This is a genomic window from Saccharopolyspora rectivirgula DSM 43747, assembly GCF_000497205.1.
In the GTDB taxonomy this organism is placed as follows: Bacteria; Actinomycetota; Actinomycetes; order Mycobacteriales; family Pseudonocardiaceae; genus Saccharopolyspora; species Saccharopolyspora rectivirgula.
This window is the reverse complement of record NZ_AYJW01000022.1, coordinates 1-19,808: the sequence shown is the minus strand read 5'-3', so window position 1 is coordinate 19,808 and position 19,808 is coordinate 1. Positions and strand designations below refer to the sequence as shown.

Sequence of the window (19,808 nt, the reverse complement as noted above, 5' to 3'; positions counted from 1 at the left end):
TCCTAGCGAGTCGCGCCGGAGAGGGCGTGGGGCAGGGGTGGCGTGTTGTCGTCCGCGGTGACGACAACGGTCTTCCGAACGGCCGGCAGCAGGTCGTTCACATCGGCCAGCCCGGTGGTGCCGGCGAGCACGACCGGTTCGGCACCGGCGAGGAGGGTGCGGATCTCGTCGCGCGCCGCGGGGTCGGCGACCCGGTCGGTGCGGTCGAGCACGAGCATCTCGGGTTCCTCGGCGAGCGCGCGCCGCACCGAGTCCACTCCGCCCGCGCCGACGTCGACGTAGGCGACGCGGGAGCGCACCGCCGAGGCGCGCGTGGGCACCACGTGGCCGAGGACCTTCAGCTTTCCGGTGTCCGGCTTCAACCGGCCCGACAAGGTCAGCAGCAGGGCGCTGACCGCGGCCTCGTCCTGACCGCGCACCGCGTACCGCCCCCGCCGCGGCAGTTGGAAGGTGATGCCGCGGTAGACCGGTGCCCCGGTGTCCGGATCGGACAGCGCCAGTCCTTCGCAGGCGACGGAGACGTCAGCGGCGGACTGCGGCCAGTCGGCCAGTTCCAGTTCGTCCCGCAGGTTCTCGCCTTCCACGTCGAACGACGGCAGGATCCGGTCCAGCCACCGCGGCATCCACCAGGCGTGCTTGCCCAGCAGCGTGAGCACGGCCGGCACCAGGACCATGCGCACGATGAAGGCGTCGACGAACACGCCGACGGCCAACCCGAGCGCGATGGGTTTGATGTTCGCGTCGCCGGTCGGCACGAACGCGATGAACACCGCGAACATGATCACCGCGGCGGCGGTGACCACCTTGGCCGAGGCGGTGAACCCGTGGACGATCGAGCCGCGGGCGTCCCCGGTGTGCACGTACTCCTCGCGCATCCGGGAGACCAGGAAGACCTCGTAGTCCATGGCCAGGCCGAACAGCACGCCCATCAGCACGATGGGCATGAAGCTGATCACCGGGCCGGTGTGGGTGACGCCGAACAGGTCGGCCAGCCAGCCGTCCTGGAACACCAGGGTGACGACGCCCAGCGAGGTCCCGATGCTGAGCAGGTAGCCGAGCGCCGCCTTGATCGGGACGGCGACGGAGCGGAAGACCATCGCCAGCAGGACCAGCGACAGCCCGACCACGACCACCGCGAACGGCAGCAGCGCCGCACCCAGCTTGTCCGACACGTCGATGCCGACGGCGGTGAAGCCGGTGACGGAGATGGTCACCCCGTAGGTCTCCTCGAAGTGCCCGCGCAGCGCTCGGATGTCGTCGACGAGCTGCTTGGTCTGCTCCGAGTCCGGGGCGCCTTCCGGGACGACCTGGATGATCCCGGTGTCGGCGGTGGGGTTCGGGGTGGCCAGCGGCACGTCGGCGACCCCGGGCAGCTGTTCGATCTCGGTCTTGAGATCGTCCATCAGCTTCAGCGGGTCGGTGCTGGTGACGATGTTGCCGGTGACGATCAGCGGCCCGTTGAAGCCTTCCGGGAAGTGCTCTTCGATCAGGTCGTAGGTGATGCGGGCCGGGTCGTCCTCGGGGAGGGCGCCGGAGTCGGGCAGGGCGAGCCGCAGCCCGGCGGCCGGGGCCGAGATCAGCCCGAGCGCGGCCACCACGACCAGCACGGTCACCACCGGGAAGCGGATCGCGGCCCGCACCCAGCCGCCGAAGAACCGCTCGCCGAGCGGGCGCTTCGCGCTGCGCTTGGCCTGCCGCGGCCGGATGCGGTTGCGGGCGAAGCCCAGCAGCGCGGGCATGAGGGTCACCGACACCAGCACGGCGATGCCGACGCCGACCGCCGCGGCCACGCCCATGGTGGTGAGGAACGGGATGCCGGCCACGCCCAGCCCGACGAGCGCGATCATCACGGTGAGGCCGGCGAAGATGACCGCGGACCCGGCGGTGGCCGTCGCCCGCGCGGCCGCTTCCTGCGGGGACGCCCCGTTGGCCAGTTCTTGCTGGTGGCGGGCGACGATGAACAGCGCGTAGTCGATGCCCACCGCGAGGCCGAGCATCAGGGCCAGCAGCGGTGTGGTGGCGGTGACCGGGCCGAGCACGGTGGCCAGGAAGATCAGCGCGATGGAGACGCCGACGCCGAGCAGCGCGTTGAGCAGCGGCATGCCGGCGGCCACGAACGAGCCGAGGGTGATCGTCAGCACCACGATCGCGACCACCAGGCCGAGCGCTTCGATGATGCTCACGCCGGGGAATTCCTGCGCGAACAGCTGACCGCCGTGGGAGGCGCGGGCGCCTTCCGGCAGGTTCTGCTGGAGTTCGCCGGCGATGTCGCTGATGCGCTCCTTGGTGGGCTCACCGATGGAGGTGATGTCCCCGTCGAGCTGGACCGTGATGATGCCGGCTTTGCCGTCTTCGCTGATCGCCCCGCCGAAGTCTTCGTCGTAGGGCGAGACGACCGAGACGACGTCGTCCACGGCTTCCAGCTGGTCCACGGCGCGGTCCACCGCGGCGCGCACTTCCGGGTCGCGCACGCCGTCGGGTGCGACGGCGACGATCTGCGCCGAGGCGCCGCTGGTTTGCGGGAACGTGACCGCCAACCGGTCCAGCGCTTCCTGGGATTCGGTGCCCGGAATGGTGACGGTGTTGTCCAGTCCTTTGTTGAGCAGACCCGCTGCGCCTCCGGCGACGGCGAGCACGAGCAGCCAGATCGCCAGGACTCTTCCGCGGGCGGCGAAGGCTCGCTGGCCCAGTGAGTAGAGGAAGGAGGACACGCCTAACTCCTGTCGCCGACACCGACGATGCCGATGTGTGCTGTACGGGAGAATACGAAGTCGTATCGGATACGTTGGTGTATTCGATACAGGATCGTATCGAATAAAATTCATGTTGTTCCCGGCGGGTGCGCACGGTCACAGAACCCGGACAATGCCGCCACAGGAGGTAACTTCGAGTGATCAGCAGGACCAGGTCGGCCGCCGACAGCGCGACCGGCAGCGGCACGCGGGAAACCGCCCGCCGAGCCAAAACCCGGGAGCGGCTGATGAACGCCGCCTACCGGCAGTTCTGCCAGCACGGCATCAACGGCACGTCCATCGAGGCGATCACCGACGACGCCGGCTTCACCCGGGGAGCGTTCTACTCCAACTTCGCCAGCAAGGAAGAGCTGTTCCTCGCCCTGGCCGAGCGGGAGAACCGGCTGCGACTGGCCATGCTGCGAAAGCGGTTCGACGAGATCGTGGCCACCCTCGGGCGCCCCACCAGCAAACCCGGCCCCGAACTGATCGAGGAAGTGATCGCCGACATCCTGTCCTTCCAACCGCAGGAACGGCAGTGGTGCCTGCTCAACATCGAGTTCCGGCTGCTGGCGATGCGCAACCCGCAAGTCGCCCCGAAGTTCCTGGAAACCATCCGAACCTTCCAGAACCAGCTGGCCGAACTCATCGACACCGCCATGGCATCGGTGGGGCTGCGGTTCGTGGTCGACTCCGCCCACCTGACGCGGATGCTGCTCAACCAGTTCGAATCCGCGATGGTGAACGCCATCCTCTCCGGCACCGACGACCCCGAAGGCGCCGTGCGCGACGAGATGATGCGCACCCTGCCGTCCCTGGTGGACAGGCTCACCGAGCTCAGCCCGCCCCAGCAGCCGGACGCTTGACCCGGGGTGCCCCGCCCCTCTTCGGGGAGAATGCGGGCATGGCCGAACAGAGTCGCTGGATGCAGAAGGTCGCCGCCAACCCCGGGCACTCCACCTGGTACGTCGAGCGGTTCCGCGCCATGGCCCGCGCCGGAGAAGACCTCGCCGGGGAAGCCCGCCTGGTGGACGCCATGGTGCCGCGCCACGCCCGCATCCTGGACGCCGGCTGCGGCCCCGGCCGGGTCGGTGGCGCCCTCGCGGAAGCCGGGCACCACGTGGTCGGGGTCGACGTCGACCCGGTGCTGGTCGAAGCCGCCGAACAAGACCACCCCGGGCCCCGCTGGATCGTGGGCGACCTGGCCGAACTCGACCTGCCCGCGCTGGGCATCACCGAACCGTTCGACGCGGTCGTCTGCGCCGGCAACGTGATGCCGTTCCTCGCCCCCAGCACCCGCGGCGAAGTGCTGCGCCGGCTGCGCAACCACCTGGCCGAGCAGGGGCGGGCCGCGATCGGGTTCGGCGCCGGCCGCGGCTACGAGTTCGACGAATTCCTGGCCGACGCCAGGAACGCCGGGTTCGAACCCGACCTGCTGTTGTCCACTTGGGACCTGCGCCCGTTCACCGACGACTCGGACTTCCTGGTGGCCCTGCTGCGCCCGGCGTGACCCCCGACCGCGGCGGCACCACCTCCCGGCGGCCGCCGCGGAACCCCGCCGTGCAGCCGCGCCGCCCTTGGAAAATTCCGGGAAAGCAGTTGTGACGCTTCGGTTTCCCCGCGTAAAACCCCGGAATTCTCCGGTCGCGCCCCGCCGAACCCGTGCTAGAGAAGTCGCATGCACCTCGCCCTTCACGAGCGCGACAAACTCCTCGTCCACGTGGCGGCCCGGCTCGCGCGTGACCGGCTGGACCGCGGTCTCAAACTGAACTACCCCGAAGCCGTGGCCCTGATCACCGACCACGTCGTCGAAGGGGCGCGGAACGGCCGATCGGTCGCCGAGCTGATGCGCAGCGGCCGCCAAGTGCTCACCGCCGACCAGGTCCTCGACGGCGTCCCCGACATGATCCGCGACGTGCAGGTCGAGGCCACCTTCCCCGACGGCACCAAACTCGTCACCGTCCACGACCCCATCGCGTGAAACCGCGCTGCGCGGCGGTGTTCCGCCTCGCCGAGGAAAACCGCGGGCCACTGGGTCCCACGCGACATCGCGGGAGCGCAGCGGCCGGCACCGGTCACCAGGGAGCTGCCATGCGTCCGGGAGAAATCATCCCCGCCGAAGAACCGGTCCCGCTCAACCCGGGGCGGAAACGCGTCCGAATCACCGTCGTCAACCGCGCCGACCGCGCCGTGCAGGTCGGCTCCCACTACCACTTCGCCGCGGTGAACCCCGCGCTGGACTTCGACCGGGCCGCCGCCTGGGGGCACCGGCTCGACGTCCCGGCAGGCACCGCGGTGCGCTTCGAACCGGGCGTGGAACGGGAAGTCGACCTGGTGCCCGTCGGTGGTCGACGCCGCATCCCCGGGCTGCGCCCGGAACACGCCGGTGAGCTCGACCAGCGCGACCACCACCCGCAAGACCCCCACTACGGCGAAAGGGGCGAGGGCAACCGGTGAGCACCTCGATGGACCGCAGCCAATACGTCGAACTGTTCGGGCCGACCACCGGCGACCGCATCCGGCTCGCCGACACCGACCTGTTCGTCGAAGTCACCGAAGACCGCAGCCGAGGCCCCGGCGGCTCCGGCGACGAAGTCGTCTTCGGCGGCGGCAAGGTCGTGCGCGAATCCATGGGCCAGTCGGTGGCCACCCGCGCCGAAGGCGCCCCGGACGTGGTCATCACCGGCGCGGTGGTCCTGGACCACTGGGGCGTCGTCAAAGCCGACATCGGCATCCGCGACGGCCGGATCACCGGCATCGGCAAAGCCGGCAACCCGGACGTGGACCCCCACGTCGACCCCGACCTGGTGATCGGGCCCTCCACCGAGATCATCGCCGGCAACGGCAAGATCCTCACCGCCGGCGGCATCGACTGCCACGTGCACTTCATCTGCCCCCAACAGGTCTCCACCGCGCTGGCCTCCGGGCTGACCACGCTCATCGGCGGCGGCACCGGCCCGGCCGAAGGCAGCAAAGCCACCACCGTCACCCCGGGCGCCTGGAACATCGCCCGCATGCTGGAGGCCTTCGACCTGCTGCCGGTCAACGTGCTGCTGCTCGGCAAGGGAAACACCGCGCGCGGCGAAGCGCTCGCGGAGCAGATCCGCGCCGGCGCCGGCGGCTTGAAGCTGCACGAGGACTGGGGCTGCACCCCCGCGGCCATCGACACCGCGCTGCGCTGCGCCGAAGAGTTCGGGGTGCAGGTCGCCATCCACACCGACACGCTCAACGAAAGCGGCTTCCTGGAATCCACCCTCGCCGCGATCAACGGGCGCTCGATCAACGCCTACCACGCCGAAGGCGCCGGCGGCGGGCACGCCCCGGACATCATCCGCGTCACCGGCGAGCCCAACGTGCTGCCGTCGTCGACCAACCCGACGCGCCCGCACACCGCGAACACCATCGACGAGCACCTCGACATGCTCGTGGTGTGCCACCACCTCAACCCGGCGGTGCCCGAAGACCTCGCGTTCGCCGAAAGCCGCATCCGCCCCACCACGATCGCCGCCGAAGACGTCCTGCACGACATGGGCGCGATCTCGATGATCAGCTCGGACGCCCAAGCCATGGGCCGCATCGGCGAAGTCGTCATCCGCACCTGGCAGACCGCGCACGCGATGAAGCACCGCCGCGGCCCGCTGCCCGGCGACGGCCCCGCCGACAACCACCGCGCCCAGCGCTACGTCGCCAAGTACACGATCAACCCGGCCATCGCCCACGGCATCGACCACCTCGTCGGCTCCGTCGAAGTCGGCAAACTCGCCGACCTGGTGCTGTGGGAACCGCAGTTCTTCGGCGTGCGCCCGCACCTGGTGCTCAAAGGCGGGTTCGCGGCCTGGGCGCAGATGGGCGACGCCAACGCGTCGATCCCCACCCCCCAGCCCTACTGCGCCCGCCCGATGTGGGGAGCCCAGCCGCGCGCCGCCGCCACCAGCAGCGCGTTCTTCGTGGCCCAAGCCGCCCTGGACGACGGCCTGCCCGAGCGGCTCGAGCTCACCTCCCGCCTGGAGGCCATCACCGACACCCGCGGGGTCACCAAGGAGCACATGCTGCACAACTCGGCCACCCCGGACATCGAAGTCGACCCCGACAGCTTCGCCGTGCGCATCGACGGGGAGCTGGTCGAACCCGCCCCGGTGTCGGAAGTGCCGATGGCGCAGCGCTATTCGCTGTTCTGAGCCGCGGGAAGGGAGGTGAAGCCCGTGCGCGCTGGTCTCGCCGTGCTGGCGCTGGCCGACGCCCGGTTCCCCGGCGGCGGGCACGTGCACTCCGGAGGTGTCGAGGAAGCCGCGTCGCGCGGCCTGATCAGCGCCGTCGCCGAACTGCGCGCATTCCTGCGCGGGCGGTTGCGCACCGCGGGCGCCCTGCAAGCGGTGTTCGCCGCCGCAGCAGCGCACGCCACCACCCGCGGAGTCCACAGCGGACACTGGCGGGAGTTGGACGTCGAACTCGACGCCCGCACCCCCTCCCCCGCCCAGCGGGAAGCCTCCCGCGCCCAAGGCCAAGGCCTGCTGCGCGCCGGCAGGACCGCCTGGCCCTCCCCGCTGCTCGACGAGTTGGTGGCCGCGACCCCGCGGCCGCACCACCCGATCGCGCTCGGCGCGCTGGCCGCCGTGGGCGGTGCCGGGCCGCGAGAAGCCGCCCTGGCCGCCGGCTACCTGGCCGTCAGCGGGTCCTCGTCCGCCGCGGTGCGGCTGCTCGGGCTGAACCCGTTCGACGTCAACGCCGCGGTCACCGGGCTGGCCGAGGAACTGGACCGGATCGCCGACCAGGCCGCCGCCACCGCGGGAGCAGCACCGGCCGACCTGTCCGCCCCCGGCTCACCCGCGCTCGACCTGCTCGCCGAAGCACACGCCCACCACCACCGGAAAGAGGTGCGTCTCTTTGCGTCCTGAAGAACACGGCCACGGCCACCACCACCCCGTCAACTTCGACCCCACCGCCGCCGAACCGGACCCGCACCCGGCGAGCCCGCGCCAGGACCGCCCGTTCCGGCTCGGCATCGGCGGACCGGTCGGCAGCGGCAAAACCGCGACGACCGCCGCCCTGTGCCGCGCCCTCGGGCAGGAGATCAACTTGGCCGTGGTGACCAACGACATCTACACCACCGAAGACGCGGACTTCCTGCGCAACAACGGGGTCCTCGAGCCCGACCGGATCGAAGCGGTGCAAACCGGCGCCTGCCCGCACACCGCGATCCGCGACGACATCACCGCCAACCTCGACGCCGTGGAACGGCTCACCGAACGCCACCCGGGACTGGAGCTGATCATCGTGGAAAGCGGCGGCGACAACCTGACCGCCCTGTTCAGCAGGGGCTTGGCCGACAAGCAGATCTTCGTCGTCGACGTGGCCGGCGGGGACAAGGTGCCCCGCAAGGGCGGGCCGGGCGTCACCACCGCCGACCTGCTGGTGATCAACAAGGTGGACCTGGCCGAGCAGGTCGGCGCGAACATGGAGGTCATGATCTCCGACGCGCACCGGATGCGCGGCGATCTGCCGGTGATCACCCAGTCGCTCACCCGCACCCCGAACGCGCCCGAGGTGACCTCGTGGGTGCGCGAACAGCTCAAGGCCCACGCGAGCAACAGATGAGGGCGACCGCGCTGCTGCGCGTCGAACGGGGCTCCGGCGGGCGGACCGTGGTGCGCGAGCTCCGGTCGCAGCCGCCGTTGACGCTGGTGCCGCGGCGCGGCGCGGTGCCGAGCCCGGACGGGACCGCGATCGTGCACCTGGTGAGCTCGGCGCTCTCACCGCTCGGCGGGGACCGGGTCGACCTGCGGGTGCACGTGGGTGCCGGGGCGCGGCTCCGACTGCTCGGCACCGCCGCGAGCATCGTGCTCCCCGGCCAGCACCCCGGTCGCAGCACGTCCACTGTGACCATCGAGGTGTCGGACGGGGGCGTGGTGGAGTACTTGCCGCAGCCCGCGGTGGTCAGTTCGCGTGCTGATCACCGGGCGGATCTGCTCGTCGAACTGTCGTCGGACGCCCGGGCGCGCTGCCGGGAGACGCTGGTGCTCGGCCGGCACGGCGAGCAGCCGGGGTCGGTGGTGAGCACGACCCGGTTCTCGCGGGAGGGTGCACCGCTGCTGCGGCAGCGGTTGGACATCGGCGGGCCGCAGACGAGCGTCGAGCGTCTCGCTGGGGTGCGGGTGATCGCCACCGAAACCGTGGTGTGGGACGACGATCCGGTCGAGTCGTCGAGCGGGCAGTGGTGGTCGCTCGTGCCCCTCGCCAAGGGCGGAGCGATGGCCAGCGCGCTGGCCGCCGACGCGCCCACCGCCGAACGACGACTCGCCGAAGCCATCGCCCACCACCCGAACGCCGAGGAACTCCAAAGCCAGCAATGGTGAACGACGTGGTGGTGCTGGCCCATCCCCTGCGTGCACGAGGAGCACGGCAACAGCCGCCTTCTTCCCTTGTCGCACAACGGATCATCCCCGCATACGCGGGGAGCACCAGTACCGCAACCACGTGCCGTGGCTGAAAACCGGATCATCCCCGCATACGCGGGGAGCACGCCTCCTGTACGGGGCGGGCCGGGCGAATGTGGGGATCATCCCCGCGTGCGCGGGGAGCACATGGCCCGGACGTAGCCGTCACACCCCAGCTCTGGATCATCCCCGCGTGCGCGGGGAGCACTCGGTGCGGGCGGAGGCAATGGGCTCGACAGCCGGATCATCCCCGCGTGCGCGGGGAGCACAGCACCGGCAGGCGCTCTCCGAACCGACACCACGGATCATCCCCGCGTGCGCGGGGAGCACACACTTGGGAGACGCACGCCCGTGGAACGAACGGATCATCCCCGCGTGCGCGGGGAGCACTACATCTCCGTCAGGTACCGACACAGCAATCGGGGATCATCCCCGCGTGCGCGGGGAGCACACTTGATGACCAGCGAATATATCAGCCCGCACCGCAAAACAGCTTCACTTTGTGCCTCTGCCAGTCAGCCTGCCGCTTCGGCATCGCTTCGCGCGGTCACCTCCTCCCGCCGTCCGCACGAGCTCTACTTGCGTTTGAACTTCCGCCGTTTCTCGCGGCGTTTCCACACGGCTTCGGAGCTGATGCCCGAAGCGCGGCTGGAGCCCGGTGGTTTCCACCGCCTGAATGAGGGAGCCGCACCGGCGGTGTACTCGTCGGAAACATGCTCCGAACCCGCCGGGCGGCGCATGAGCACGACACCGTCGTGATCGACCGGGGTCCAGTCGTGCCCGTGGACCTGGAAGGCAAGCCGCTGCTCACCGTGCTTCGAGTGCACCATGATCGCTCGCCCGTCACCCACGAATTCGACGACGCGTCGCCACATCTCCTCCCGCACCCGAGCGGAGATGTGCCCGACGAAAACCCCGGGGCTGATTTCCAGCAGCCACCGGGTCAAGTGTCCGCGCAGCCCAGGTGGAACGGCGGTGAGCACGAGCACAGTCACAGCTCACCGCCGTAGGACACCCCGCCGGGCACGCAACCTTCGCGCTCGTCCCACAACGAGATGACATCGACCTCGAGGTACCCGTCGCCGGGATCGCCGTCACCCGCACCTGGCAGCAGCAGGCGCTGGATGTCCCGCGCACAGCGCTCCAGCAGTTTGCCCTTGTGCAGGACGTCCCTGAGCAACCGGCGAGTTTCCCCACCGATGTCCGCCACCTGCTCGCTCGCGACGTCGAAAGCGACCGGGATCGTCAACTCCGCCTTGTACAAGTCCGCGATGTCGTAGACGAACGACCGGTGGTGTCCGGTGTGGATGAAGCCCAACGCCGGTGAGCACCCGAGGGCGACGATCACCGAGTGCACGATTCCGTACAGCGCGGAATTCGCTGCGGAAAGCGCCTGGTTGACCGGGTCACCGGCCTCCCAGTCCTCCACGTCGTAGTTGCGTTTCGTCCACGGGACCCCTGTTCTTTCGGAATGCTCCCGGTAGACGCGGCGAACCCGGGCTCCTTCCCTGCCCCGCAGCTGCTGCATCGTGAGCTGGGAAACGTCCTCCCCTGGGAAGCGCATCTCGTACATCGCGCGTGCGACGCGCAACCTCGCTCTCCGGTTCGTGACCGCCTCGGCTTGCGCTTCCAGGAGGCGGGACGAGCGGGCCGGCGGGGTCCCGTGCGCGTAGTACCGCACTCCCCGCTCACCGACCCACACCACGGTGGACCCGCTGTCCGACATGAGCGCGATGGCCTGGTGGGAAATCGTCGTTCCCGGCCCCAACAGCAGCACACCGACGGACGCTGCCGGAATGTGAACAGTGCCCCGCTCGTCGGCCGCGGTGATCGCATTGCTATCCCGGTTGACGGTGCACCGCTCCAGGTAGAGGAACGATATGCGATCCACTGCGCGAACGAGTTCCCGTGGCTGGGTCGGCCGCCATCCGATGGACGTCATGCCGGAGCGTCCCTCAGCGGCGGCGCCAAAGTGAGCAAGCCGCACCCGTACGCCTTGGCCCGCCCGACCCCGAACGTGAGGGTGCGGCGCAGCGCCTCGGCATCGGTGATCTCCAGATGGCCTTCGAAAGTGGCCGTGGAGATGGTGACCAGGTGGCCTCGCTTCGGGAAGCGGTGGGTTTTCCGCTCGACCACCGCCAGATCGAGCCCACCGTTGTCACCCTTGACGGGAGGAATGCGGAACCCCAGCCGCGGGGCCCGATCGAGCAGCCACTGCTCCTGCTGCTTCACCGTGACGTGCCCGATCGGTTTCGTGGTGTGCCAGTCCTCCTTGCGCGCGGAATGCACCGGGTTCGCCGTGAGCCGGAAATGCCAGCGCTGTCCTGGCCGCAGGGAGTCCAGCAGGACGCCGTAGTCCCGGGTGTCCCAGGTTTCGGTCGTGGGCCAGCCGGCTTGCTCGACGAGGTGCGTGAAATCGGGTTTTTCCGGGCTGACGGTGTAGAGCACGAGCCGGTGCTGTCCGCTGTCCAGCCGCCACAGGATCCGCCCTTCCCCGGTCGGCCGGGCGTCGGCGAACCCCGCCAGCACTGCAGCGTGCATGGCCTGCGGCGAGCCCAGCAGCTTTCCCGTTCCGCGCCGCCGCGGGTTGAGCGGCATCTTCGTCAGGAACACCTCATCCTCCCAGGGCCGCCATCGGATCGTGCTCCTCGCTGGCTTCGGCATTGCCATGAGGGTTCTCGATCTCCACGGTTCCGCGCGCGACCGCACGCCAGGCGTACTGCCTCCGGTTCGGGTCGAAACTCACCGGAACATCGCGCACCAGTTCCCCGCTCGATCCACCTGGAGGCACATCGCACACGGTGCTCAAACGAACGGTCTTGCTCCGATGTCGCCGTTGGTGCTCAGCGCTCGCCATCCAGGGCAGGTTCGCGAGAGCTTCCTCCACGGTCCCGTCGAAGAACCCCAACGCCACCGGACCCGCCGGAGGGCAGGACCTCCTGCCGAGGTAGAGCGGGAATTCCGGGGAACGCACCGCCTCGTCGATCCCTTCGACGAGTTCCCGATCGCCTTCCAAAACCGCCACGTACACGGCGTCGGAGACGTAGTACCGGTAGGACAGCGGCAGTGCTTTCCAGCTGGTGCTGCCGTCCTTCTCCCGCTTGGGGCGCTGCGCGGTTTGGAAGTCCCGGAGCAGCTTCCCGGGTTGATCGATGCGCACTCCGAACCGCAACCCCAGCATCTCGTCCAGCGGATCGGTGCGGCGGAGTCCTTTGGCGGCCGCGACCATGCCGAGCACCCCGCTTTTCGTGGGGGCCATCTCGGTCTCCCGCCGCACGAACCGACTCCGCACGCCCCACGACTGCAGCGGCCCGGCCAACCGGAACGCGACCACGCTCATGACTGCTCTCCGAGCCGCGTTTCAACCAGCTCACCGAGTTGGGTCACCATTTCGTCCAACGGCACGTTCGCCCCCAGCTCGTCGAGGCTGTCCGTGTCCGTCCCGACTCGGGTGACCCAGCTGCTGATCGGCTTCTCGCCGTAGGCCCGCTCGATTTCCTGGGCCTCGTTGCACAGCTCTTCCGCTGCCCGCTTGACCCGCCCCTTCCGCTCCAACTCCCGGATCGGCTTCTCGAACGCCCCCACGAGGTTGATGGGCTGGCTCTCCCGAACCACCACCACCACCGCCTCCGGCAGGGTGCGGTGGGCGAAGCTGTTCTGCTTCCCGGAAGGCATCGAGCGCACGAACGCCTGGAGGAACGCCTCCACCGCTCTGCGGGTGGCGAGCGCGTCACCGAGGTTGTCGGCCAGCCGGTTCACATCGACCGCGGCGTAGCGGTAGAGCGTGGCGGAGTTGAACTCGACGGTGCCGATCATCCCCGCACCGGTCTCGTCGTCGTCGAGGCGATCGTCCACCGCGGTGTAGTAGTCGAATTCGGTTTCCACCGAGTGCACGCTGATCGCGTGCGCCACCTGGGCTGCGGCGTCGACGTTGATGTCGGTTTGGTCGGCGACCATGCGACCGAACAGCGCGATGTCGACGGAGTGGTCGCGGTTGGCCAGATCTTTGACCTTGGCTGCCCTGAGCGCTTTCTTCACATCGTCAGCGCCCGCAGCCCCGATCGCTGCACTCGCGAGGTTCTGGATCTGCCGGCGGCTGAGGAAGAGCAGGTATTTGGATTGAAGGGTCGCGTCCTCCTTCTCCTCCTGAGATTCGTCCTTCTTCGGTTTCTCCAGCTTGATGCCAATAGTCTCGAACGTCGAAGAAGCCAGTTCCGATGCTCGCTCCTCGAGCTCCGGAGCTTGGTCAACGATCTCTTCGGCCAACAAGTCGACAACGCGCTTGGTGCGCGTGCCGAGCTCGGATTCATCCAAGTAGGACTTGAAAGCTTCTCGAGCAGCGCGCTTCCACGCTTGGCTGGAGACCCGCGAGCGACGCACCCCACCGTAGATCGCCGTTTTCGGGCTGCCCGTGTCGTCCCGGTTGAGGTTGCTGGGCGGGACGGTTTGCAGGATGTGGATGTCGATCAGGGTGCGGTTCTCGTCCTTACTCATTGGTGATACCTCCGGCGGGGTTGTTGTCGTCGTCTTTTTCCGTGCGGTAGAAGTCGCGCCCCCAGGCCAACCGCACGCTCGCAGCTCGAGCAGGCTTCAACAGATCCCTGAGATCGAAGGCCAGTCGCACGTAGTCGAGGCTTTGCTGTGCTGCGCGGAACTGGGAAACCAGGCCTCTCATGTGGACCAGCACTTCGTCGATGGTTTCGGCGGTGGAGACGGCTGTGAACCTGCGGGTCACGGCCGCCTCGCTCCAGGTCGACCGCAGACGCTGCACGGCCTTGCCGAAGGACACTCCGCGCTCGTGCGCCCCGGTGGTGAGCGACTGCTGGTGCAGCGCGTACAGCGTGAACGCCGCGTAGGCGGCTTGTTCTTCTCGGGACGGCCAGTGGGGATTTCCGCCCAGTTCGTCAGGAACCGCTTTTACGGTGAGTTCCCAAGCTTTGGGGCTGCTTCCCACCGGCTTGCCCAGCCCGCGGCGCAGTTGGGCGAGTGTTGCTTTCGCCGACGGCTCGCCTTGCAAATATTCGTCCTGCAGCCTGGTGAACCGCTGTTCTAGAGCCTTTGCGAACTTCGTGTTGGCGTCCTCGGCTGTTTTCGACGCGGTGTTCGCCGAGTTCATACCGCTGCCTCCTGTGCTGTGCTCTCCGAGCTGGGGTGGGCGAGGGGAAGTGCTTTCCTGAGAGCGGCCCTGAACCACAGGTTCGCCAGCGCGACGTTGATGACCTGTTCCTCTGTGGCTCGCTCTCTCTTCTTGCCGTCAGTCTGCTTCTTGATGGTTCGCCCGCTCCACGCCGCCGGCGGTGCGGCTTCGACCAGTTCGCCAGCAATTGCGTAGGCGGCGGATTTGACGGTCTGCTGCCACTCGGCACGAGCACCGAGGAGGTCGCGGTCGGGGCCGAACTCGGCCAACCAGTCCCGGTAGGGCGCCTCGAGGGCGGCGTAGAGCTGTTCTCGTGCACGGTCCCCTGCACCGGATCTGGGCTCGGCTCCCCCAGCTTGTGCGAGGTTTTCAGCGAGGCTCCAGATCGCTGTCCCCGCTTTTTCGGCGTCGGACACCGCTTCTTTGGCCGCTTGCCCCGCGGCAGGCCGGTCTTGCCGCAGCAGCACCACCGACAGGGGTAGGACGTCGTCGATGATTTCGCTGTAGGTGGCGCTTTGCGCGCCGTACTCCACGCCGAGCACCCGGACGCGGGGAACGTAGTCTTCCGGCAGGTGTTCCTCGGATGCCAGATCGCCGATCCACTGCAGCACACCAGGTGCCAGATGCTCGGGTTTGCCCCTGCTGATCCTGCGTCCGTAGATCGAGGGGAGCATGGCGGGAAGCCCCCGCCACACCGCTCGGTTCGGGTCGTGCGTCTGCGGCATGTAGACCGTGGTTTTGAGTTTCTTGCTCTGCGGATCGCTGTAGCGCCAGGTGGTGTGCGGGTCGCAATCGTGTTGGTTCCGGGGTTGAATCGGGTCTCCATTGGCCAAGACCACCCCGGTGACCCCGTTCCGGTCACCCACGAGCCGCACGCGGCGGGTCTGCCACGTGTACAGGTCGATGGCTCCGCGGGGTGAACGTTCCCGTCCTTCCGGGCCGTCCGGGTCGCGTTCCCACGGCGGCACATCATCGCGCTCACCGATGCGGACGTAGCTTTCGACGTCGTAGGAGATGAGGTTGAGCAGCAGCGTCTCCCGGAGGTTCCTGCCTTGCGGCAGCACACCACCGATCTGCCCGGACCATCCAGGACCGATCGGATATCCCTTGCCGCGCTTGACCCTCGGGTCCCCCACGGCACCGGATTTGATGCCGGAAGGGTCGAAGGCGTGCACGTGCACGAGCCACCGCGCGGCCTCGGCCGCCTCGATGCACCGCAGGCTGGCGGCTGAGCGCGTGGTGAAGTACGGCTCCCCGTTGGGCACGTCCGCGACGATCTTCTCGAGCCCGGAAACTTCGTCCTTCTCGGTCCGCAGATCCGCGACCTGGAAGAAAGGGGTGTCCGGGTGGAACAGATCGAACCTGGACCGCACGCGTTGGGCGTATTCGCGGATCTGCTCCAGCGGGAGCTCGTCAGCCTCCCACAGCTGTTCCCACTCGTCCTGGTCCTGCGGTCCGTCGATCGCGCGGTGCAGGAAGGCCAGCAGCAGCCGCGTGATCGCGAACGCTTGGGTGGGCACCTCACCCGCGATCGTGCCGAGCTGCTGGGCCTGCTCGAACGCCCCCAGGATCGAAACTTGCCGTTCACGGCCGTCGGGCTCGAGCACGACGATCCACGGCTCGTCGAGAAGATTGAATCCGACCTCAGCTGACATCGCTAATCCATTCGTGCTCGGGGAATGCAGTGCGCTGGAATGCCAGCTCACTGGCATCCGGAAAACCATGGAGGAACTCAGCTGTCACTGCCGAACACTTCCAGACCCGTCTCAGGTGTGTAGCGAATCCGTTGGTCACCGATCTGCCCCCAGCCGTCTTCGTCGACGAGGAGAACCGGCAGGCGGTAGATGAGCGGCGACTGTTCCCACGCTTCTGGCGTGGCCTTCCAGAGCTCTTCTTCCGCATCAGCGTTGCTGAAGTTCGGCGGAAGACGCAGTGAGCACGAGGCCATGACCCGGGCGAGGTCTTCGGAAGGGGTTTCCTCGCGAGGAACCTCGAGCGCTGCGCCTTCCGACAACCAACCGGGGGTGAACCAGCGTCCGGATGCGTCGTGCTGGACGAGTATCGCTTCGAGAGTGGGCACACCGTCGCGCACTTGGCCCTGTCCTTGCGATTCGTCGTCCGCCTCACCCACATTGGCGCGCAGCCACCCCAAAATGGCTTCCCCTGGGTTGGTTGGGTCAGTGATCTGGAACTTGCTGGCCTTGTCCTCGCGTTCCGCGACCTGGGCGCACCAGTGCTTCCAGCTCTCGGTGACCGCTTCCTGCCACTGCGGTGGGCTCACCTCAGCGGCGCCGTAGGCGTCTTGGACGAGCGGGGCGATGTCGTCGGGCAGCGTGATGCTGCTCCCCAGGAGCGGCTGGAGCACAGCAGCTGACCTGAACAGCCAGTACTTGCCGTAGATGTAGCGGGCGGAGTTGTCTTCGAATTCCGGTGGTGTTCGGGAGAAGTCGACCCCGGCCAGGTAGGCGCGTGCGGAACGCAGTTTCGGCGGCCTGTCGTGCTGGTTCTCGCCTCGTTGGTGGCGATGCAACCGGCCCAGGCGTTGCAGTACGAGGTCGATCGGGGCGAGATCGGTCACCAGCAGGTCGAAGTCGACGTCGAGCGATTGCTCGATCACCTGTGAAGCGACCACGATGCGGCGCCCGGGGCGTCGCGCGGCGTGCTTCGGTGGACCGAATTGCTCGAGCAGCCGCTCGTCCTTGCGCATCCGGTCCGCCGCGATGAACCGGGAGTGGGCGATCTCGATCTCGCCGGGGAACTCCTCCTCCAGTCGCCTAGCGGTGTGCAGCACCCGGGAAACGGTGTTGCGCACGACAACGGCACAACCGCCGTCGGACAGCGCGTCGCGCAGGAGAGCGACCAGCTCGTCGAGGTCGTCGTCGACGTCGCCGCCGAGCACGTCGATCGCCACCTCGGTGCGGCGGCCGGAAGGCTCGACCACCTCGGTCTTCACCTGCGGGCCTTCGCTCCACACGAGGACGGGGTAGCCGATGTCGCCCTCGACATCGGCGGCTTCGATGCCGCGATCTGGTTCTTGCACGGCGGTGCTGCGTCCCCGCTGGTACGCCTCCAGCAGGGCGCGGCGTCGATCGGCGGGGAGGGTCGCCGACAGGGCGATGACCGGGACGCCGTACGTGCCCAACCACGTGAGGACTTTGGTCAAGTACGAGTTCATGTAGGCGTCGTAGGCGTGGACCTCGTCCAGGACGACCACCTTGCCCGCCAATCCGAGGTGGCGGAGCATCAGGTGCCGCGATTTCAAGCCAGCGAACAGCAATTGGTCGATCGTGCCGACCGTGAAGTTCGCCAACTGGGACTTCTTCCGCCCCGACAGCCACGAGTGCGCGACGACCGCGTGCGGCACGCGGTCCTGTTCCCCATCGCACTCCGATTGCTCGTCCCGTCCGATTTCGGCCAGCCGCCCCGCGCGCACCAGTCCTTGGAAAAGCCGGTTGAACCGGGCTTTGCCGTGGCTGAGCGTGATCGACCCGCCAACCTCCTGGTCAGTGGATCCCATCGCGTCCAGCCAGTCGACCACGCGGTTGAACATCGCGTCGCTCGTGGCCTGGGTGGGCAGCGCGACCATCACCCCGCCCAAGCCCCACCGGGCCGCCATCATCTCGGCAGCAGCGAGCGCGGCCTCGGTTTTGCCTTCCCCCATGGGGGCTTCGATGATCAACATCCCTGGTTCTGGCGTGGAGCGGGCCACCGCGCAGGCAGCGTGCTGCACCGGCCGCGGTTTCGCCTCGTCCGGGAGGTCGAACCGGGACCGGAACAGTTCGGTCACGTCTTCGCAGGCCTCGGACGGCCGCCAAGGTTTCGGCAGTCGGAGCTGCTCGAACGCGCGCGAACCTCGTTCACTGCTGTTGGAGACTTCCGGGAGCTGGCCGGTCAGGAACGGCATCAGGTCCTCGTTGCTGGCGATCCAGTCGGAGACGATCACCAACCCGGTGACCAGCACTTGGAAACGCGCCGAGAGCGGAACGTCCCGCCACTCGGAAAGCCACCGGTCCGCCCCGGAACGGCGAGCTGTTCGCTCGATCAGTTCGCGCTGGACTTCCTTCCAGCGGCCCTCGCCATACAGGCTCGGGTAGAGCTTCGGCCTCGTGTCAGCTTCGGAGCCAGTGTCAGGCGGTACCCCGTGGTGGCCGCCCAGAACCACGCCCCACGCCCTAGCTGTTCTTCTGCGCCAGCCCTGCTCGACCAGCCATCTGACCAGTAGGTGGTGCCCGGCGAGGGAGTGGTGAACGATTTCCCGGTCGGGAAGATCAGCTTTCCGCAGCGGCATGTACAGGCCCTGGTCCCGCATCAGCTGCGCGAGCCTCTGGTCCTGCACGGCGAAAGCCGGCGTCGCCTTGCCCAGGTCATGCGCGCCAGCCAGGAAGGTCACGGCCGCACGAGCGGCTGCGACGTCACCACCGAACTCGTCGGCGAACAGCTGGACGATCCGGGGAGCTAGCCACTGGTCGAACAACAGCCCTGCGATGTCCGCGGAGTCGTCCATGTGCTGCCACAGCGGCAACCAACTCCCGTCCCGAGCGGTCGACTTCGCCCACACCGAACGGGCCGCTTCGCTCAACTCCAATCTTCTTCCTTACCTCATCGTGCTCGCGAACCATCTGCCCCACCGCGGTGGCATTCCTGTTCGGAGTTGAGCACAGAGCACCGACAAAGAGCTCTCCCCGATCCCCCAGGCACCCCAGATGAAACCGAACCCCCATGGACAACTAGCAGATTCAGCAATCGCGCGATCACGAAAGGTAATCGACCCTGAAGAGTTGATCAAGCGCTTCTCGCACATTGGGCCTCGGAGCAGCAAGACAGACCTACCCCGACCCCTGAACAGACACCCGCATTCAAGGCTATTAGGACTAAAAGGACAAAAACCTCGCCAATTAGGGGGTCTCAATCTGCTCGTGAAGGGAGATATCCCCCGCGACCGTGGGGAGCACGGCGAGTCCAGCCGTCGGTGGCTGACCACCGACGGCTCACCCCCTCCCGCACACGCGGGGAGCACGGTGCGAACTGGGCAGCGTGGGTGGCGGTGCTGGGATCACCCCCGCATACGCGGGGAGCACATCTTGGTTGGATCTGCAGCAGAGGCATACCTTGGATCACCCCCGCATACGCGGGGAGCACCACCTTTACGCCCAGCGGAGCCGGTCAGAAGTCGGATCACCCCCGCATACGCGGGGAGCACCGGTCATCGACGACGGGCGGCTGCTGCGCTGGTGGATCACCCCCGCATACGCGGGGAGCACTGGGGTCGCCCTTGCTGCGCCTTGTCGCCTGCAGGATCACCCCCGCATACGCGGGGAGCACCCGAAGCGGTGCCCGTGGGTGTCGTTGATCGCCGGATCACCCCCGCATACGCGGGGAGCACGTTAAGGGGCAAGAGGCCCCCTCGCTCACCAAAGGATCACCCCCGCATACGCGGGGAGCACTGTGGACCTATATCAACGGGGACCGCGGCTTCCGGATCACCCCCGCATACGCGGGGAGCAC

At 68.2% G+C, this 19,808-nt stretch carries 17 protein-coding genes and 2 CRISPR repeat arrays; of the genes, 8 read left to right on the top strand and 9 right to left on the bottom strand.

Annotation, left to right across the window (positions count from 1 at the left end):
* Window positions 1-2: 2 nt before the first annotated feature.
* Entirely contained in the window at window positions 3-2,711 is a 2,709-nt protein-coding gene (locus SREC43747_RS0108265; RefSeq protein ID WP_081722484.1) for an MMPL family transporter, read from the bottom strand.
* 179 nt (window positions 2,712-2,890) lie between these two features.
* Here SREC43747_RS0108265 and SREC43747_RS0108260 point away from each other — a divergent pair, with 179 nt between their 5' ends.
* From SREC43747_RS0108260 to SREC43747_RS0108225, 8 genes are all read left to right on the top strand, one after another.
* On the top strand, window positions 2,891-3,598 hold the full coding sequence (locus tag SREC43747_RS0108260; RefSeq protein WP_236623091.1) for a TetR/AcrR family transcriptional regulator: 708 nt from the start codon (window positions 2,891-2,893) through the stop codon (window positions 3,596-3,598).
* A 38-nt stretch (window positions 3,599-3,636) separates the two neighbouring features.
* Window positions 3,637-4,242: a class I SAM-dependent methyltransferase gene (locus SREC43747_RS0108255; RefSeq protein ID WP_029720700.1), complete on the top strand. Its 606-nt coding sequence runs from the start codon at window positions 3,637-3,639 to the stop codon at window positions 4,240-4,242.
* A gap of 168 nt (window positions 4,243-4,410) precedes the next feature.
* Complete coding sequence (locus SREC43747_RS0108250) at window positions 4,411-4,713, top strand: urease subunit gamma (protein ID WP_029720699.1); 303 nt, start codon at window positions 4,411-4,413, stop codon at window positions 4,711-4,713.
* Between the two features lie 110 nt (window positions 4,714-4,823).
* Window positions 4,824-5,189, top strand: a complete 366-nt coding sequence (locus SREC43747_RS0108245) for an urease subunit beta (RefSeq protein WP_029720697.1) — start codon at window positions 4,824-4,826, stop codon at window positions 5,187-5,189.
* A gap of 8 nt (window positions 5,190-5,197) precedes the next feature.
* Window positions 5,198-6,910, top strand: coding sequence for an urease subunit alpha (locus tag SREC43747_RS0108240; RefSeq protein WP_029720696.1), 1,713 nt, complete (start codon window positions 5,198-5,200; stop codon window positions 6,908-6,910).
* 24 nt (window positions 6,911-6,934) lie between these two features.
* Window positions 6,935-7,627 carry an urease accessory protein UreF gene (locus SREC43747_RS0108235; RefSeq protein WP_029720695.1) on the top strand — a complete coding sequence of 231 codons (693 nt, stop codon included), beginning with the start codon at window positions 6,935-6,937 and terminating at the stop codon, window positions 7,625-7,627.
* A complete protein-coding gene (ureG, locus tag SREC43747_RS0108230; protein WP_029720694.1) occupies window positions 7,617-8,327 on the top strand; it encodes an urease accessory protein UreG in 711 nt (236 codons plus the stop codon). Before SREC43747_RS0108235 ends, ureG begins: the two co-directional genes overlap by 11 nt.
* Window positions 8,324-9,085 (top strand): urease accessory protein UreD, encoded by a 762-nt coding sequence (locus SREC43747_RS0108225; RefSeq protein ID WP_029720693.1) that lies wholly within the window; start codon window positions 8,324-8,326, stop codon window positions 9,083-9,085. Before ureG ends, SREC43747_RS0108225 begins: the two co-directional genes overlap by 4 nt.
* 78 nt (window positions 9,086-9,163) lie before the next feature.
* Window positions 9,164-9,617: direct repeats of the CRISPR family, unit length 28 nt; unit sequence GGATCATCCCCGCGTGCGCGGGGAGCAC.
* A gap of 124 nt (window positions 9,618-9,741) precedes the next feature.
* Here SREC43747_RS0108225 and cas2e read toward each other — a convergent pair.
* From cas2e to SREC43747_RS0108185, 8 genes are all read right to left on the bottom strand, one after another.
* Complete coding sequence (gene cas2e / locus SREC43747_RS19695; RefSeq protein ID WP_037331606.1) at window positions 9,742-10,161, bottom strand: type I-E CRISPR-associated endoribonuclease Cas2e; 420 nt, start codon at window positions 10,159-10,161, stop codon at window positions 9,742-9,744.
* Entirely contained in the window at window positions 10,158-11,108 is a 951-nt protein-coding gene (gene cas1e, locus SREC43747_RS0108215; RefSeq protein ID WP_029720691.1) for a type I-E CRISPR-associated endonuclease Cas1e, read from the bottom strand. Before cas1e ends, cas2e begins: the two co-directional genes overlap by 4 nt.
* On the bottom strand, window positions 11,105-11,779 hold the full coding sequence (gene cas6e, locus SREC43747_RS0108210) for a type I-E CRISPR-associated protein Cas6/Cse3/CasE (RefSeq protein ID WP_029720690.1): 675 nt from the start codon (window positions 11,777-11,779) through the stop codon (window positions 11,105-11,107). The genes cas1e and cas6e overlap by 4 nt, the downstream gene beginning before the upstream one ends.
* 1 nt (window position 11,780) lies before the next feature.
* On the bottom strand, window positions 11,781-12,506 hold the full coding sequence (gene cas5e / locus SREC43747_RS0108205) for a type I-E CRISPR-associated protein Cas5/CasD (protein WP_029720689.1): 726 nt from the start codon (window positions 12,504-12,506) through the stop codon (window positions 11,781-11,783).
* Entirely contained in the window at window positions 12,503-13,660 is a 1,158-nt protein-coding gene (cas7e, locus tag SREC43747_RS0108200) for a type I-E CRISPR-associated protein Cas7/Cse4/CasC (RefSeq protein WP_029720688.1), read from the bottom strand. Before cas7e ends, cas5e begins: the two co-directional genes overlap by 4 nt.
* The gene (gene casB / locus SREC43747_RS0108195; protein ID WP_051387870.1) at window positions 13,653-14,282 is read right to left on the bottom strand and encodes a type I-E CRISPR-associated protein Cse2/CasB; all 630 of its coding nucleotides are present in this window, start codon (window positions 14,280-14,282) and stop codon (window positions 13,653-13,655) included. Before casB ends, cas7e begins: the two co-directional genes overlap by 8 nt.
* On the bottom strand, window positions 14,279-15,958 hold the full coding sequence (gene casA, locus SREC43747_RS0108190) for a type I-E CRISPR-associated protein Cse1/CasA (RefSeq protein ID WP_029720686.1): 1,680 nt from the start codon (window positions 15,956-15,958) through the stop codon (window positions 14,279-14,281). The genes casB and casA overlap by 4 nt, the downstream gene beginning before the upstream one ends.
* A gap of 77 nt (window positions 15,959-16,035) precedes the next feature.
* Entirely contained in the window at window positions 16,036-18,888 is a 2,853-nt protein-coding gene (locus tag SREC43747_RS0108185) for a CRISPR-associated helicase/endonuclease Cas3 (RefSeq protein WP_029720685.1), read from the bottom strand.
* 465 nt (window positions 18,889-19,353) lie between these two features.
* Window positions 19,354-19,808: a CRISPR direct-repeat array (repeat unit 28 nt; unit sequence GGATCACCCCCGCATACGCGGGGAGCAC).